Here is a 14,109-nt window from a genome sequence, read left to right as displayed (position 1 = left end):
TTTAGATATGCGCACTGACGTGCCGTCTGAAACAGAGTACAATCCGCCGCTCTGCATTATATAAGTAGCTAATTGACGGCATGAAGAAAAACCGCGCTTTTTTAAAATGGGCTGGTGGAAAGTACCCGTTGGTGGACGAGATCCGTCGTCATCTGCCAGCGGGAGACTGCTTAATCGAGCCATTTGTGGGGGCAGGTTCAGTTTTCCTGAATACAGAGTACGATGCCTATATTCTCGCCGACATCAACAGCGATCTTATCAACCTGTATAACATCGTTAAGCTGTGCACAGACGATTTTGTGCGCGATGTCCGTATTCTTTTCACCAATGAATTTAATAACTCAGATCAATTTTACCTGTTGCGGAAAGAGTTCAATGCTAGCATCGATGCCTATCGTCGGGCACTGCTGTTTCTATATCTGAACCGCCACTGCTATAACGGCTTGTGTCGCTATAATCTACGCGGCGAGTTCAACGTGCCTTTTGGTCGTTATAAGAAACCCTACTTCCCTGAGGAAGAGCTGTACTGGTTTGCTGAAAAATCCCGCAATGCCACTTTTGTCTGTGAGCATTACCGTACTACCATGGCAAAGGCGATACGCGGTACGGTGGTGTATTGCGATCCGCCTTATGCGCCCTTGTCGGCGACGGCGAATTTCACTGCTTATCACACCAATAACTTCAGCATTATCGACCAGCAGGATCTAGCGCGGATGGCGCATCAGCTTTCTATAGAGAGCCAGGTGCCAGTATTGATTTCCAATCATGATACTGAGTTGACACGTGACTGGTACCAGCAAGCTTCATTGTATGTGGTAAAGGCACGCCGTACTATCAGCCGCAATGCTTTTGGGCGTGGTAAAGTGAACGAGCTTTTGGCACTGTATTGCGGAACCGGGAAATGCCCCGGCGTATAAACATTCGACCCCTAAGAGTGTGGAGAAGCGGATGAAAAAGTTTTTGATTGCCCCGTCCATTCTGTCGGCAGATTTTGCCCGGTTAGGTGAAGATACCGCTAACATGCTGGCCGCGGGCGGCGATGTGGTGCACTTCGATGTCATGGATAACCACTATGTTCCTAATTTGACCATCGGCCCGATGGTGTGTGAAGCGCTGCGCAATTACGGCATTAGCGCGCCGATCGATGTGCACTTGATGGTGAAACCGGTGGATCGCATCGTGCCTGACTTCGCCAAGGCTGGCGCGACCTATATCACTTTCCACCCTGAAGCCTCCGAACATATCGCTCGCACCCTTCAACTGATCCAAGAGCACGGCTGCAAGGCTGGCCTGGTATTTAACCCCGCTACCCCGCTGAGCTACCTCGACTACGTGATGGATAAAATCGACGTGATCCTAATAATGTCGGTGAATCCGGGGTTCGGTGGTCAGTCATTTATTCACGGCACGTTGGGCAAGCTGCGCCAAGTGCGCAAGTTGATCGACGCAAGCGGCCGCGATATTCGTCTGGAAGTCGATGGCGGGGTGAAAGTCGATAATATCGCCGAGATCGCTGCTGCGGGTGCCGACATGTTCGTTGCTGGGTCGGCGATTTTCGGCAAGCCGGATTACCGCAAGGTGATCGACGACATGCGCAGCGAACTGGCGAAGGTGGTTTATGGCTGATTTTTCCGCCATCCGCGCTTTGGCTTTTGATCTGGATGGCACGCTGGTGGATAGTGTGCCAAGCTTGGCGGTTGCTCTCGATCTGGCCTTGGTGGAAATGGGGTTGCCGCCAGCGGGGGAAGCGCGTGTTGGCACTTGGATCGGTAACGGTGCCGACATACTGGTGCAGCGTGCACTGTGCTGGACGGAAGCGGCAGCCTCACCGCAGCAGGCTAGCCAACTGCGTGAACGCTTCGATCATTTCTATGCACAAACTATCGACAGCGGTAGCCGCCTGTTCCCGCAGGTAAAAGAGACGCTGGCCCATCTGGCCGCACAAGGTTATCTGATGGCGCTGGTGACCAATAAGCCGACGCTGTTTGTCGCCCCTTTACTGGCTACGTTTGCCATTGGTGACTATTTCTCGCTGGTGATCGGTGGTGATGATGTGACGGAAAAGAAACCGCATCCGGCACCGCTATATCTGGCGCTTGGCAAGCTCGGCCTGCGTGCCAACGAGTTGTTGTTCGTCGGCGATTCACGCAATGATATCCAGGCGGCACAGGGCGCAGGTTGCCCATGTGTGGGTCTGGCCTATGGTTATAACTATGGTGAGTCGATTGCCCTGAGCCACCCTGACTGTGTGCTGGAACGCTTCGCCGATTTGTTGCCCGTTCTTGGGCTGTCATCTTTAGAGGATCAGGAAATTTAAACATGAGTAAGCCCATCGTATTTAGTGGCGCACAGCCGTCCGGCGAACTGACCATTGGCAACTACATGGGGGCGCTGCGTCAGTGGGTTCAGATGCAGGATGACTACGACTGTATCTACTGTATCGTTGATCTACACGCCATCACTGTGCGTCAAGATGCGGAGCAACTGCGTAAAGCTACGCTGGATACACTGGCATTGTACCTGGCCTGTGGCATTGATCCGGAAAGGAGTACTATCTTCGTGCAGTCGCATGTACCGGAGCATACTCAACTGGGCTGGGTGCTGAATTGCTACACCTATTTCGGTGAGTTGAGCCGCATGACTCAGTTCAAGGACAAATCCACTCGCTACGCAGAGAACATCAACGCTGGTCTGTTCAGCTACCCGGTGCTGATGGCGGCGGACATCCTACTGTATCAGACTCATCAGGTGCCGGTTGGTGAAGACCAAAAACAGCATCTGGAGTTGAGCCGTGATGTGAGCCAGCGTTTTAACGCGCTGTATGGTGAGGTGTTCAAAGTGCCTGAGCCGTTCATTCCTAAGTCCGGCGCGCGTGTGATGTCGTTGCAGGAACCGCACAAGAAGATGTCTAAGTCGGACGACAACCGTAATAACGTCATTGGCCTGCTGGAAGATCCGAATGCGGTGACTAAAAAAATCAAACGTGCGATGACCGACTCCGAAGAGCCGCCGGTCATCCGTTATGACGTGGCCAACAAAGCGGGCGTCTCCAACCTGCTGGATATCCTCTCCGGTGTGACGGGCAAAAGCATCGTTCAGTTGGAAGCTGAGTTTGCTGGCCAGATGTACGGCCAGCTAAAAGGCGTGGTGGCGGAAGCTGTGTCCGGCATGTTGAGCGAATTGCAACAGCGTTACTACAGCTTGCGCAAAGACGAAGCCTACTTGCAGCAGGTGATGTGTGACGGTGCTGCTAAGGCGCGTGCGCGTGCGCAGGAAACCTTGGCGAAAGTCTATCAGGCAGTTGGCTTTGTAGCGCCGCGATAACGCGAACAGTAAAAAGGGTGTCCTCCTCGCTGAAAGTGCAAGGACGACTAGAGTGTGTCCGGCCAATGACCACCAGCGGCGGTCAGGTGCAATGGCGGGATACAGCCTAAAGTGCGGCTTTTGCAGCCTATGCCGTGATGTTGACTTATATCGGGCAGCGCCTGCCATTGGCTATAAAACTGAGGCTCAGAAAAAATCAATGCGTGTGTTAATGCCGATGGTTCGCCCGATATTGGCCTGTGCTAAGGCGCCATTGCCGCTAACATAACCGAAGGTGTGGTAGCGGCGATCTAACAGGTTATCGACATAGACAGAAATATTCATAAATTCGGTCGCCTGCCAGCCCAGTTGGGTATCCAATGTGGCATAGGTTCCCTGTTGCAACTGATTATTGCCATCAAAATTGTGCGGTCCCACCAGATTTACCGCCAGGCGCGTCATCAGGGCACCATAATTTGTGTCAATCACTCCGTTCAGACTGCTTCCAGCACGGTAGCGTGGTACAAAGGGTACCCGGTTTCCGCTATACAGCGCGCTGCTATTAGTAAACTTGGAACGTACCACATTGCCGTTCAAATCCCATGACCAACCCGGTGCGAACAGCCATTTTGCCTCAAATTCCACGCCACTGGCATCGGATGTGCCAGCGTTACTTAATGTTTGCATCCCGACCGGGCCGGAATAGAGCTGCATGTCTCGTGTATGGGTATGGAAGGTTGCGGCTTGTAATTGCACACTGGAGGAGGCGTAACCGGTGCCGATCTCATAGTTGATGGATTGTTCCGCTATAAAGGGTTTTGCATCAAGTCTAGGCGAGGGTACGATATTGAAACCAGAAGGTTTATATCCTTGTGCAATACGGGTATAGACCCGCCAATCATCGGTAAGCATATAGCCCGTGGAGAGTTGGCTGAGTACCTGGTGATCATGATTCTTTCCGCTATCGCCAAACGGGGTGTTGAGCATATTGCCATGATACTGGGTGCTTGCCTTATCGTGAGAATAACGGACGCCGCCCCCGATGTTGAATCGATCGGTTAAATGCCATGTCAGGTCACTGTAAGCTGCCAGTGTTTCAGCGCTAGTGTAGCCATTGTTGTTCATACGCATTGATAGCATGTCGTAAGTTGCATTCACCTTCTCGCGCGTATTCTGGCGATAAAGCCCCAATACCATATCAATGGGGCGAGCTTCACCATAGGTGGCGGCGCGCAGTTCTTGAACATCCTGATTCCAGCGCTGAGGTAGGTTAACCAGTAATGTTCCAGTCGGGAAGGTCCGTGAATAATGCTGTTGTTGCCAACTGCTGATCAGGTTAAAAGCCCAATTGTCGGTGGTGTATTTGCCATTTAGCGTCTGGCTATCAGTACAGCGCCGCAGAGAAGGATCAGGTGCGCCGTTGCCTATTATCAGTTGACGGCTTTTTATGTCATCCCAGGAAACGTAAGTATCCTGTGTGGCGCGGGTACAGTCGCGCGAGGCTGAAAAACTCATCTCCCAGGGGTGATCGTCTGGAGCCAGTCGTAGCTTGACATTACCGGCGCTGGTACGTGAACCCCCTAAATCAGTGCTGCCAGTGGCAGGGTTAATCATGTTGCCGTTATCAACCTGACGTAGCAGGGTCATGCTGCCGTAAAGTAATCCCTCCTGAATGGGGCCGCTGAGATTGAGCTTGCTGCGGTAGCTGTCACGGCTGCTGACGCTGCCCTCAATGTAGCCGCGCGGCAGACTATCCGGCTGCTGAGTCACGATATTGATGATCCCGCCCTGGGCGCTTTTTCCGTACAAGGTTCCCTGTGGGCCGCGTAGCAGCTCCACGCTCTGTACGTCAGTAAGCGCCTGGATGGTATTAGTAGAAAGCTGCGGAACACCATCGACATAAAGGGTGACGGCGGGATTATAGAAATCCTGTGCCGAGGAGACGCCACGCAGTGAGACCGTCGAGAAAATTAGGCTACCGCTATTTTCAATGTTCAGCCCTGGTAATACCCTGACCAGTTTATCGCTGCTGGTGACAGCGGCAGCGCTTAATTCAGGCGCACTGACAACAGTAGAAGAGACATTATTCGCGGATGCCGAGCGGGAGGATTGTTTACTGGCAGTGACCACTATCCTGTGGTCATCTTGCTGTGAGATCTGAGCATCAACGCTCGCAGAGAGCAGCACCCCCAAAGTCCAAGTATAAAGCCGTATGATATTCATTGTTATGATTCCTTGTTAAATGGTAGAAAAATCCCGATCAATTTAATTGATAATGATAATCACTTCTGTTGAGATCTACCCGAAACGGATTTATTTCAACCTGTTTCGGGTCTGTCAGGTCGGTGATTATCGGGAGTTCTCGACGTAACGTTCAGCGGCCAGCGCAACCAGACGCTTTTTGTCTATCTTGCCAACGGTGGTTAACGGCCAGTGATACAAAAATTCAAACTGATCAGGAATTTTCCACAAGCTAATTCCCATATTGCCTAGGTATTCGCGCCATTGTTGAATATTGGAGTGAACCGGTGGGGGGATGATGAACGCGCAAATTCGCTCGCCGAGCAGGGGATCGGGTACTGCGACGACGGCGCAATCCTCAATATTGGGCAGACGCATCAGCATGGACTCGACTTCCGCAGCGGCGATTTTTTCTCCAGCACGATTGATTTGCTCTTTAATACGGCCTACGACCTGCATATTTCCCCATTCATCACAGCGCACACAGTCTCCGGTGCGATAAAATCCTTCAATGGTGAATGCCTGCGCGTTGTGGGCTGGGGCACGATAGTAGCCAGCAATGGTGTAGGGGCCGCGCGTCAGCAGTTGCCCTATCTTACCAGGTAATACGTCGTTTTCGTCCTCATCGACAATTCTGACTTCATCGTAAGGTGATAGCGGGCGTCCTTGAGTATTTAACACCGTTGATCGGGGATCGTCCAAACGGGTGTAGCATAATAAGCCTTCTGCCATGCCATATACCTGCTGCAAAATACCGCCGATGGTAGTGATGATCTTTTCTGCCAAAGTAGGGTCTAGCCGTGCGCCGCCCACCTGAATGACGCGCAGGGAAGAGAGATCGCTATTTTCCCACTCTCTGGCCTGTACCCATAATTGTGCTAATGCCGGCACTAATGCGACATGAGTGACTTTTTTCCTGGCGATCAACGGCATCACCTCATCACAACTGGCGTTGTCGGCGAGTACCACTTTTCCCCCGCATGACAGGGTACCCAAAATTCCTGGGCAGGCCAGCGGAAAGTTATGGGCGATGGGGAGAACGGCGAGATACACGCTGTTTCGGTTAATCTCGCAAAGCTGTGCAGAGGTACTGAAGTTATAGCTGTAGTCGGCATGCGTACGCGGAATAAGCTTTGGCGTACCCGTAGTACCACCGGAAAGCAGCAGCAACGCGGTATCGGCAACATCGGGATGAGGCCATTCACATCGCTCACCCTGTAAGGAGAAAAGAGGTGTAAAGGTTCTTTCGTTGTGTGATGTCTCAGCCACCAAGATATGACGTAGGCAGGCGTGTTTATCACGTACTTGCTTGGCCAGTTCTGCGTGGCTTTCCCCTGGAATAACGTAGGCGGCAGGTTCCGCCAGTGCAATCAATGCGTCGATGTCGGCAGCGCGTTGGGAGGGCATGGCCAACACGGGAACAGCACCAGTACGTAACAATGCAAAAAGCAGTGTGACAAAAGTGCAACTGTTGGGGAGCTGAACAATCACCCGCTCACCTGAATGTAGCCCCAGCGTGAACAGGCCAGCGGCGAGTCGGTCTACGCGCTCATTAAGCGCCTGGTACGACAGCGTTTCATCCTTATCGATCAGTGCAATACTGGACGTATAGCGGGAAGCCCAGGTACCCAGTTGTTCGCCAAGGGGCGAAGGAAACTGGCGGATAAGTGGTTCGAATATTTCTGGATCAGTCATAGCGCTTCCTCGTTTTCTTGGTGATGGAGGTTATCCAACAGGCCATGGTGCGGTGGGGTGAGGTGGCGTATTTCCGCATTGCCGACGTTCTGCATTACCTGCTGCCATAATCGTGAGAGCGCCACCTGATGCGTCGCATGACAAGCCGGAGGCTCAGGTGTACCTGCCAGATGCGCCCTGAACTGTTGCAACAACCAGGCCACGCCAGCAGGGCCAGCGATTTCACAGCAATCGCGCCAGGTCAGTGGGGCAGTGCAACGCGTAAGTGCCGGTGATGGGTGCAGAATATCGGGTCTACGATAAAGACTGTGCGCATTTTCCTGATGTTCGTCGACGTACAGGCTGGATGACCAGATAACCGGCCCGTAGCTTGCGTCCAACGAAAGGTAGCCTTCCGGCCAGCTCAGAAGCTGTCGGTGCATGATTAGGCTGTGCATATCAGGATCGGCAGGGTCTAAGTAGCGTTGCAGTAACAGACAGGCCTCGCCATCGGGCCAGTAGAGCCGTAGAGCATGAAAATCGGCGAAACTGCTGACTACTTCCGACTTTACCGTTGTGGCATCAACGCCTTGCGCCAGCAACAGCATATCCAGCGAAGAGTAGAGCAACTGGCAGCTGGTGGTGACTTGCGCAAACTGCGCGGCCTTGCCCAGGCAACGACGTCGTTGACGTGCATCATTGATCCAGGTGCGCCCTGCGTGAGTGTGTGGGTAAAAAGAGTTAACCCAGTAGCAGCAGCCGTTTTCTTGCGCCAGCGCTTGCAGCGCATTCAGATCGTCAGGATGTAACGGGTGTTCCTGAATGACATGTACGCCACGTGTCAGAAAATGCTTGGCGAGCTGCGTGCCGGATCCCCCTGCGACAGTGGAGCGTACCACGATACAGGCAATATCAATCGTCTCCGGTAGCTGTTCTAGCGAGGTATACAACGGAATACCAAACGCGAAGGCCAACTCTCGTGATCGGGAGCTTCCCTGGGCCAGTAAGCCCATTAACTCCAATCCTTCAGGCGGTTGTATGAAAGCATTAAGATATATTTCTCCAAATTTAGCGCCGACGATCAGTACGCGTTGTTTAGCGGTAATGGACGAGTTCATACCCTGTTCTCCGGTTGAGTTGGCGTATCGGCAAGCCATAGACGGATAGACTGTGCGCAATGTTGTACTTGGGGTTGTTCCATCATCAGTTGCCAGTGAGTGGCGTCGAGCGAGTACTCGCAAGCGTGGGTCATCCACGCCTGCCACTCATTTTGTGCCGGAGTCCAATGTGCAGGACGATCTGTGTGTAGTGGTCAACTAAAACTGGCCACCGCGTTAGAGTTTTTCCAGTATCGGTTTTCCGATTCGTTTGGTGGTAACCCACCGTTATATTCATGCGGCCTGAGCGCGCTGTAATACCCAACGATATAGTCCGTTATTGCGTGGGCTGCATCGCTGAAGTTTATGTAACCCGTCACCGGTACCCATTCGTTCTTCAGACTCCTGAAGAAGCGCTCCATTGGGCTATTATCCCAGCAGTTTCCACGCCGACTCATACTCTGTCTGATCCGATACCTCCACAGTGACTGCCGGAACTGTCTGCTTGTGTAATGGCTGCCCTGATCGCTGTGGAACATCACTCCGGCTGGTTTTCCCCGGGCCTCCCACGCCATCTCCAGCGCTTTGATGGTCAGCCTGCTGTCCGGTGAGAACGACATTGCCCAGCCCACCGGTTTTCTCGCGAACAGGTCGAGAACAACGGCGAGGTAGGCCCAGCGCCTGCCTGTCCAGATATAGGTCACATCGCCACACCACACCTGATTAGGCTCTGTCACTGCGAACTGCCGCTCAAGGTGATTCGGGATAGCGATGTGTTCAAGGCCACCGCATTTATACCGATGAGTGGGCTGTTGACAACTGACCAGCCCCAGCTCTTTCATGAGCCTGCCGGCGAGCCATCGTCCCATCCTGAAGCCCTTCATGGTTGCCATAGTTGCGATACTCCTTGCGCCAGCAGAGCCATGGCTGACGCTATGCAGTTCCAGTACCTGGCTGCGTAATACAGCTCGTCTGCCATCTGGTTTTTCAGGACGGTTTTTCCAGTATTTGTAGCTGCTGCGATGAACCCCGAACACGTGGCAGAGTGTGACCACCGGATAATGCGCTCTGAGTTTCCCGATTATCGAGAACTGTTCAGGGAGTCTGACATCAAGAGCGCGGTAGCCTTTTTTAATATTTCGTTTTCCATTTCAATACGTTGTATTTTTTTCCTCAGCTCACGTATTTCAATTTGTTCAGGAGTAATGGGAGAGGCTTTAGGTATTTTTCCCTGCCGCTCATCACGCAACTGCTTCACCCATCGCGTCATTGTGGAAAGGCCGACATCCATAGCACTGGCTGCATCTGCCACGGTGTAGTTCTGGTCAACGACCAGTTGAGCGGATTCGCGTTTGAACTCTGCACTGAAATTTCTTTTTTTCATTGAAGCACCTGTAATGTCCTGAGGTGAGCATATCACCTCTGTTCAGGTGGCCAAATTCAGTGTGCCACTACAGATCGCCAGCGAGGCTGGATACCGCGTTCCTGCATAAGTGATGCCGGATCGTCAGAAAGAAACTGACCAGGCTCCAACATCAACAAGCGATGTAGCAAAAAGTCGGCGACTTGCTCCTCTGCGTCATCACCTTGGAAAACGGGGTGGGACGAGGCGGGAAGAAGCGTTTGCCAGTTATCCGGTAATGCCGGATGGCAATGATGCGCGACGCTTAACTTATCGCCCTGCGGTACGACAAACGCCACCAGCGTCTTGTCTTTTTCCCCCACCGCCTATCCATAATTCGCCCACTACCCAGTCGGGGCAGTCGCGGCCTAATTCATCCACCACCCGATAGCGTTGGTTAGCCAGAGGATAACCATAGGGAATGGAGCGCCAGTGTGCAGGTACATGCTCAATGTCGCAGGCGTTGGACCAGATAGCGGCTTCGGTGGCACCGCCCATGGCAATAAACTGCCCTTGTGGGCGAAATGCACGATAACGTTCAGGAAGATCAAGGCCAATCCAGTCACCGGAGATCATCACTGCGCGTAGGTTGGCGGGCGCGGAGCAGGAGACGCCTTCACACCAGGTCAGCAGCATGTTGAACAACGCAGGCACACTGTTCCAGAGCGTCACCTGATAATCTTCGATCAATTCACACCATGCACGGGGATCGCGCCGTTGGTTTTCTGCCGCGATGACCAATGCGCCGCCGGCGGTAAGTACGCCGAAAATATCGTAAACCGACAGATCAAAGTGCAACGCCGAGAGTGCCAACACCCGGTCATGAGGGTTGACCTGATAACGGCGATTGATATCAGCGCAGGTATTCAACGCCGCCCGGTGAGAAATGACCACGCCTTTGGGCGTACCGGTGGAGCCGGAGGTATAGATGATATAAGCCGGTTGTGTAGGTTCCCGCGACAGGGTGATGGCAAGCGGTTCGGCTTTTATCGCCTGCTGCCAGCTGAGGGTCAGTACATCATTTGTCTGGCTAAGGTTATCGTGCTGGCAAACCAGTACCCGCTGAATGTTGGCGTCTGCGTAGATGCGTTTTCGCCGCGAAGTGGGTTGATCCAGTGAGACGGGAACATAAATTGCCCCGCACAGCAGCACCCCCAGTATGGAGACAATTTGCCCTGCACCTTTTGACATGGTCACGGCGACGTTGTCTCCGGGCTGTACGCCGTGTTCTGTCAGATACGCCGCGCAGCGTCTGGCTTTCTCCGCCAGTTCGCCATAGCACCACTGGTAACGGCTATCGATCACTGCCAGCGCTTGCGGTTGCTGGAGAGACATGCGGAAAATGCCCTCATGCAACAGACCTTCTGGAAGGGGGACAGTGGTGCTGTTAACCTGTAAGCGCACGGCCTGTTGGCTGGGAGGCATTAACTCATCAAATGGCCGTGACCATGCGCTACTGTCACTACATAGTTGATTGATCAATGCACAATAAGTCTCAAACAGTGTTTCGATCAGCGCTGGAGGGAACAGTGCTTCGTTGCTGTCCCATTGCAGGTAAATCTCTCCCTGATGTTCAAACACCAGGTGGTCTATCCACACCTGCGGGGTTTGCGAAATGCCCCAGGCCGGGTCTCCTAGCGGGGATTGTGCATGGCGACTGTACAACGAGCGGCCAAGATTACTGGTAAACACTACCGGAGCACCGTGGGGATAACGCTGCTGTCGTTTCAGTTCACGCAGCAGTTCGACACCAGACCAATGGCGGTGCTCCCAGTCCTCAGTGAACGTTAGCTGATTTTTAAATGCGAGGTTACCGAGTGTATCGCCGTAGCAGACGGTATCGAGCAGAATAATATTGGTGAAATCGGCCAGCATGTTGTCTACAGCAGGATGTAACGGCTGTCGATCGAACAGCGTCAGATTAAGCAGCAAACGTGATAAACCTCCCCAACGCGCCAGCACTGCGGAAAAACAGGTTGTCAGCACCATGGTTGGTGTGACGCCGATATCCCCCGCCTGTTGGCTAAAGCATGCCCAGCGTTCTGCGGGAAGAGTCATCCGGCGCCGGGTGGTGCGTACTTCACTGACAGTAGCTGGCTCACAGGCCAACGGCAGTATGGGGGCAGGGGGCAGATTTTCAGCTTTTGCCAGCCAGTAACATCGCGCTTGCTCAATCGCCCCTTGATTAACCTGTTGCTGTTGCAGTATCCAGGAGCGGAAATCGTAATGGACATCAACCGGGGCCAGTGACTCTCCCGCCAGTAAGGCGTTGAGTTCATCGAAGAACAGCGTAAAGCTGGAAGCGTCCATGATAAGAAGGTCAATGCTGACATGCAGGCGATGGTAGCCTTCTGGCAACAATGTAAGCTGGAAATCAAATGTTTCGCCAATGTCCACGCGTAAGAGACGATGGCTCAAACGTTGGCGTAACGCGTACAAATAAGCATCGCGGCTAGGTGAGTCGCTTTGGCGCAAATCATGTACGGTAACGCCGTGCCAGTAAGGCTGTTTCTGATAGTACTGCTGGCCGTCGGCGCGAAAAGCGATGCGCAGCATGGGATGGCGTTGTAACAATAAGGTGATAGCTCCTTCCAGACGCTGCGCCGTCAGGCCGTGGCCTTCGAACTCTTGATACAGATGACATCCTACGCCGCCAAGCACTTGACCCGGCATGCGACCGGTTAGATAGGCGTGCTGCACTGGGGTAAGTGGGAAGGGGGTGCCATCGGTCATCAACTGCCAGACAGGAGCTTTAGTTGCCGTCTCATCATCTTGCGTTTCTTTAAGGTGGCGATGCATCAATTCACGCCATTGTGCCAGCGTGGGGTTGGCGTACAGCTCACGCAGTGTGATGGAGTAGCCATGCTGACGAAACCAGTGTAGCCATCTCATCATTCTCATTGAGTCCAGCCCTTGCTGGATCAAATTGCTTTCCTCGCTCAATTGTTGTGGCATCAGATTCAGTTCCTGCGCGAGTTGTTGGCGCATTTGCTGGTAAGCGATATCGTGTCGGCTATTCTGCAAAAAAGTATTCTCAGAGAGTGCCCCGAAAATCATTTTCCCTCCTGATAGGACATCTGAAAACGGACGAGTTTATTAATTAATAATACTTATCATTATCATATGAGAACCACCCGAAACGGGTTTATTTATCCCCGCTTCGGGTTGGAAGAGAAGAAAGGATCAGTGAAACCCAGGGTGGTTTTGTCTAGACCGTGCTGAAAAAAGAGATCTAAAGCAGACGTTTAAATGTTGACGGGTTCACACCAAACTGTTTTTGAAAGGCAACGGAGAAGTGGCTGGCATTGGTATACCCTAAATCGGCGGCGACCGTCATCACTGACGCGTTACCATTGGCGAGTCGTCTTCTGGCTTCCTGCATACGTTCGAGTTGAAAAAGCCCGTACACACTATTGTTAAATAGAGTACGGAACCCGCGTTTTGTTTTAAGCACGCTCAGACCTGTCTCCCGTGCCAGTTCAGCGATGGTGGGTGCTTGCGTTAAATCTGCCAACAGAAGATCCTTGGCCCGTAGTAGTTTCTGGCGTTCCGTAGGATTGAAATGGTCACAGAGGCAGTTATCGTCCTCATGATATTCATCCAGCATAAGGCTGAGCATGACCAGACTCTGTCCTTGTAGCCATAAATTCGCCGGTTTCTGTTCGTGGCTGAACCCATCATGCAGCCGGGTTAGCGCATGACGTAATGCTTGAGCAGTTAAATGCGTTTCGGCGTTATAGCGCTGTTGCTGACAATAGTCGTGGGAATCAATTTTATGCCTAATGGCCGCAATATTGTCCGGTACCCACTGTGTGAGTGCGGCAGGGCTGAGTGAAAGCGTAATGCTTTCGAAGCTGCCGTAGTAAAAGGCGCTGCCATGACAGTCGGGCGTATGGGTAACGTAGTGACAGTTGCATTGTAACTCCCACTGGAGATGGCGCTGCGCACCATGTAATGCGATACGTGATGACCCTTCTAGAATACAGGAAAAATTAATTCTTCCCAGATCATCATGCAGTGGCAGTGTCGTGGGCTGCGAAAAATGGCCTCGCCAGAGCAGAATATCCATGCCTTCTTGGAGCGAATAGCGTAGCAACTCGCACTGGTCTGGCATGTTTACACCTTTTGCGCCCTCCCCGACCACCAGTTGATGAATAGAGATTTCAGATTTTGTTCGTGGTGACTCCGTCATAGCCTGGTTATCTCCCTGTGACTCTACCAATGTACCAATGCGGGTATAAAAAAAACCAAATGGGGCAGATATGGTTTTGATAATGGTTATTATTTAGATTAACTATCAGAACGCCACAATGGAAGACGTTTTTTGGCGTCAATGCAAATTCATCAGGAAATTCATCGACTCTCATGATATTTCATTCATCTGATTATGAA

The 14,109-nt window shown here is 52.4% G+C and carries 10 protein-coding genes and 1 pseudogene; 4 read left to right on the top strand and 7 right to left on the bottom strand.

Annotated features, from left to right (window positions below; genetic code table 11):
* Positions 1-80 precede the first annotated feature (80 nt).
* Genes dam through trpS form a run of 4 tightly spaced genes read left to right on the top strand, consistent with a single transcriptional unit; the run spans position 81 to position 3,324 of the window.
* A complete protein-coding gene (gene dam, locus SYMBAF_RS14845) occupies positions 81-917 on the top strand; it encodes an adenine-specific DNA-methyltransferase (protein ID WP_040263657.1) in 837 nt (278 codons plus the stop codon).
* Positions 918-948: 31 nt separating this feature from the next.
* The gene (gene rpe, locus SYMBAF_RS14840) at positions 949-1,626 is read left to right on the top strand and encodes a ribulose-phosphate 3-epimerase (RefSeq protein ID WP_040263655.1); all 678 of its coding nucleotides are present in this window, start codon (positions 949-951) and stop codon (positions 1,624-1,626) included.
* Positions 1,619-2,317: a phosphoglycolate phosphatase gene (locus tag SYMBAF_RS14835; protein ID WP_040263653.1), complete on the top strand. Its 699-nt coding sequence runs from the start codon at positions 1,619-1,621 to the stop codon at positions 2,315-2,317. Before rpe ends, SYMBAF_RS14835 begins: the two co-directional genes overlap by 8 nt.
* A 2-nt stretch (positions 2,318-2,319) precedes the next feature.
* Positions 2,320-3,324, top strand: coding sequence for a tryptophan--tRNA ligase (gene trpS, locus SYMBAF_RS14830; protein WP_040263651.1), 1,005 nt, complete (start codon positions 2,320-2,322; stop codon positions 3,322-3,324).
* Positions 3,325-3,510: 186 nt separating this feature from the next.
* Here the strand turns inward: trpS and SYMBAF_RS14825 are convergent, their stop codons facing one another.
* The 7 genes and pseudogenes from SYMBAF_RS14825 to SYMBAF_RS14790 form a co-directional block, all read right to left on the bottom strand.
* Positions 3,511-5,526, bottom strand: coding sequence for a TonB-dependent siderophore receptor (locus SYMBAF_RS14825; protein ID WP_040263649.1), 2,016 nt, complete (start codon positions 5,524-5,526; stop codon positions 3,511-3,513).
* Between the two features lie 126 nt (positions 5,527-5,652).
* Positions 5,653-7,239: a (2,3-dihydroxybenzoyl)adenylate synthase gene (locus SYMBAF_RS14820; RefSeq protein ID WP_040263647.1), complete on the bottom strand. Its 1,587-nt coding sequence runs from the start codon at positions 7,237-7,239 to the stop codon at positions 5,653-5,655.
* Positions 7,236-8,336 (bottom strand): Gfo/Idh/MocA family oxidoreductase, encoded by a 1,101-nt coding sequence (locus SYMBAF_RS14815; RefSeq protein WP_040263645.1) that lies wholly within the window; start codon positions 8,334-8,336, stop codon positions 7,236-7,238. Before SYMBAF_RS14815 ends, SYMBAF_RS14820 begins: the two co-directional genes overlap by 4 nt.
* Positions 8,333-8,470 (bottom strand): hypothetical protein, encoded by a 138-nt coding sequence (locus SYMBAF_RS14810; RefSeq protein ID WP_160289772.1) that lies wholly within the window; start codon positions 8,468-8,470, stop codon positions 8,333-8,335. The genes SYMBAF_RS14815 and SYMBAF_RS14810 overlap by 4 nt, the downstream gene beginning before the upstream one ends.
* A gap of 60 nt (positions 8,471-8,530) precedes the next feature.
* A protein-coding gene (locus tag SYMBAF_RS14805; protein ID WP_152609001.1) for an IS3 family transposase occupies positions 8,531-9,699 on the bottom strand; the annotation gives its coding sequence in 2 pieces (ribosomal slippage) (positions 8,531-9,450 and positions 9,450-9,699; 1,170 coding nt in all).
* 104 nt (positions 9,700-9,803) lie between these two features.
* Positions 9,804-12,774, bottom strand: a pseudogene (locus tag SYMBAF_RS14795) (AMP-binding protein); the annotation flags it as partial.
* 175 nt (positions 12,775-12,949) lie between these two features.
* Positions 12,950-13,909: a helix-turn-helix transcriptional regulator gene (locus SYMBAF_RS14790; RefSeq protein ID WP_040263643.1), complete on the bottom strand. Its 960-nt coding sequence runs from the start codon at positions 13,907-13,909 to the stop codon at positions 12,950-12,952.
* Positions 13,910-14,109: the final 200 nt, after the last annotated feature.

It is taken from the genome of Serratia symbiotica, from assembly GCF_000821185.2.
GTDB classification, from domain to species: domain Bacteria; phylum Pseudomonadota; class Gammaproteobacteria; order Enterobacterales; family Enterobacteriaceae; genus Serratia; species Serratia symbiotica.
This window is presented reverse-complemented; position numbering and strand designations above follow the sequence as displayed.